Source organism: Bradyrhizobium sp. P2_E8 (assembly GCF_056403875.1).
Window position 1 is genome coordinate 1 of sequence record NZ_JBFUES010000829.1, and the last position, 3,391, is coordinate 3,391.

1 protein-coding gene is annotated in these 3,391 nt (G+C 64.9%); it reads right to left on the reverse strand.

Annotated features, from left to right (window positions below; all coding sequences use genetic code 11):
- Nucleotides 1-12: 12 nt before the first annotated feature.
- Nucleotides 13-3,147 carry an acetoacetate--CoA ligase gene (locus AC1D00_RS32605; protein ID WP_477013496.1) on the reverse strand — a complete coding sequence of 1,045 codons (3,135 nt, stop codon included), beginning with the start codon at nucleotides 3,145-3,147 and terminating at the stop codon, nucleotides 13-15.
- Nucleotides 3,148-3,391 lie beyond the last annotated feature (244 nt).

Consider the following 3,391-nt stretch of genomic DNA (forward strand, 5'->3'; position numbering starts at 1 on the left):
GAATGTCCGCCTTCAGATGGGCAGGAGCACGATTTCCGAATACAGCCTGTCGAGCTCGTCGTCGGCGATCAGCGGGGAACGGAAACACGTGATCATCGGGAGCATCATGCCTCGTGGTGGGACCGGAAAGATTCGCGCCTCCGCGACGAGCGCCGCCGTTCGCTGCCGGCGCAAGATCGCCAGCTTGACGCGCTCGAGATGCCGCAACAGCAGAGCCGGCGCACTACAATGCAGAATGTCCGAATATGGGATTCTGAGCGGCTGAAACCGTGCCAGTCGTCCCAATCGACTTGCTGCAAGACGATGATCGCGGCGCTTCACCACGAGATAGGCGTAATCAGGCCCGTCGACGACGATGAGCTGCAGGCAATCATACGCCGCGTGATCGTCGAAGATTTGCCTTTGGTGGCTGGTCAGTCTCTCGCGGACCACGGCCGGATCGAAGCTGATCACCGGCCGGGTCGAGCCGAACAAGGTCTCGGCCTGAAGCAATGGCGGCATGGCGATGCGCTGCGAGTCCAGCGGTTTGAAACGCTGTGCGATAAGGGCGGCCCAAGACGACGGCTGTGGAGTGAAGCACGTATATGTGGCGTTCGCGTCATCCAGCATTGAGGCGAGCAGCGCCATACCCCAGCCGCGGTACTGCGCGCGTACAACCCAAGAGGACAGATTGCAGACGAGGACTGCCTCCTCGTTCACCTGCCGCCGGGCAGCGACTGCCCCGATGAATCCAACCAAGGCGTTGCCGTCGAGAAGTATGAAGCCGCGGGTGTGATCCGACCAGCCATGATCGAACAGACGGCGCCATCTCGTCGCATCGATGCCCGCCTCGCGAAACGATTCCTCAAGAAAGCGGCAGACCGGTTCCACGTCCTCCGGACCGAGGGCACGGACGTGCAGGCCCGCCCGGCCAAGCTGCTGGGCCGTCATTGCCTCCGCGCCGGAGAGGACCGCGATCAGGCCTTCGATCGACGGCGCCCGCAGAAAGGCCGAAAGGGGCATCGGATSCCCTGCATAGCTCTCGATCTCCAGGAGCAGGCTGACTACGGCCAGCGAGTCTGCGCCGCAGTCCAGAAGATTATCGGACCAGCCGATGGGAGCCACGTCCAGCACGCGCTCGCAGATCGCCTGCAGGTCTTTCCGCAGCTGGTCAACGTCTGGGAGCACTCCACAGACCGGGGTCGGCTCCCGAGGCGCACTGGCGGTCGGAGGCGCTCGCAGAACCGGATGGTTGGCAATGGCCTCAAGGCATTCGGCATTCTGCAGGGCGTCGCGATTCCGTACAGGGCGGCCGTTCACCGCATCCCGCACTGCGATTTCCGACCGCTTGCCGTTAAAGGTGACAGGAAGCGCGTCGACCTGTGCGATACGCGCCGGCACGAAGGCCGGCGAGCCGCAGTGTGCAAGCTCAGAGCGAATATGCTTGGCGAGAGCGCTGTCGAGCACCACGCCTTCGCGCAACACGAGCAACAAAACCATGCGTGTGCCGCCTGGCTCGTCCGCTTGTTGCTCGACCGCCATCGCCTCAACGATCTCCTCGACGTCATCGAGGATGCGGTAGATCTCCGCGGTCCCTATGCGGATGCCGCGCACGTTGAGGACTCCGTCTGAACGACCATGCAAGCGCCAGCCCCAATGAGGCGTGGCCTCGATCAGATCGCCATGCGTCCAAAAGCCGGGGTTCTGAGCAAAGTAGGCGGCGTGGAAGCGGGCACCGTCCGCATCGCCATGAAAGCCGAGGGGCCGCGAGGGAAAAGGGTTGGCGCAGACCAGTTCGCCTATCACCGCCTGCGGATCGTCAGGCGGCGGCAGCGAGCGGACATCGAGGCCGAGGCTGCGGCACTGTGCCTCGCCGGGATGGACCGGCAGATTCGGACTGCCAAGGACGAAGCAGCCGATGATATCCGTGCCGCCTGAGATCGTCTGCAGCGGAATCGACGACTTCACTTCGCTGCTGACCCAGTCGTACTGGCGGGGATAGAGGATCGAGCCGGTCGAGAGCATGGTGCGCAGGGCGGAAAGGTCGAACACCCGCCCGGGGGAGAAATCCTTCTCCGCGCAGAAATGCAGATAGGCGGGATTGGTGCCAAACACGGTCACGCGTTCCTCGGCAACAATCCGCCAGAACGTGTCCGCCGCTGCGAGCGGCCCGTCGTAGAGGACAATCTCGACGCCGGACGCCAGCGCCGAGAGCTGCCAGTTCCACATCATCCAACCGCAGGAGGTTTGGAAGAACAGCCTGTCGCCGTGCCTGAGATCACAGTGCAACCGGTGCTCCTTCACATGCTCCAGTAAGGTGCCGCCGGCGCCGTGCTGGATGCATTTCGGCGGGCCCGTGGTGCCCGAAGAGAACATCGTGAACAGCAGATGGTTGAATGGGTGACGGGGCCAGGCTGGCCCAATCTCGCCGCCATCATCATCACCGAGCAGATCGGCCAGCCTGTGCAGAGGCGGCGTCCTCTCGTCGGCGTCCAGCGAGCCATCGTCCAGCGCAATGATCGCCGCGAGGCTCGGCAGGCCGGCCGCCGTTTCGAGGACGCGCTCGGCGACGGGGATTCCCGCATCCCATCGCTCCGCTCGAAGGCAGCCGAAGAGCACCACGGGCTCGAGAGGGGCGAACCGCGCCAGGATAGCGGGCACGCCCATGTCCGGCGCGCAGCTGGCAAAAGTCGCGCCAATGGCGGCGGTCGCCAGACAGGCAATGACCGCCGCGGCATTGTTGCGTGCGATTGCCACGACGTGGTCACCTGGGCGCACACCGAGCCGCTGCAACGACCTCGCCAATCGACCAACCGCGCCGCGCAACGCGCCACGCGTGAACCGGTCGCGGCTGCCGTCAGCGTGGCAGGCTGTCAGGACCGGCTGGCCGGGACTGCCGCCGAGGAGGCACTCGGCGTAGTTGAGACGAATATCCGGGAAGAAGCGCGCGGTCTCGCAGGCATCGCCGACGCAGACGGGCTCGGCTGCGCCGTCCCGCGGCACGTCGGACCACTCAAGGAAGAGACGCCAGAAGCTGTGGAAATCCTCCACCGAGAAGCGGTCCATCGCAGCGTGATCGCGCAGCTGCTGCCCCGTTCGGGCCTCACACCATTGGCCGAAAGCAGTGAGCTGAGAATGTGCGATGCCATGTGCGTCGGGACGGAACACGACTCCTCCAAACCCGCCTTTAGGTGGCACGCGACGACCAGGCCGCAAGCAACGTTAGATAGCGTTCGGATCGCTCGGGGAGAATCATCCTCCGGGGTTATGTGGCGGATTGGCGCAAGTTTTCGGGAGTACCCCGCTTGAGCACCGGCGAGCGTAAGCCGCCTCCTACGATTTGATGGTCCTCGCCGGCAGCGCCCCTTCGGCCCGCCGCCGCAGGCGCTGCGACGCGCGGCGCGGGCAGGGT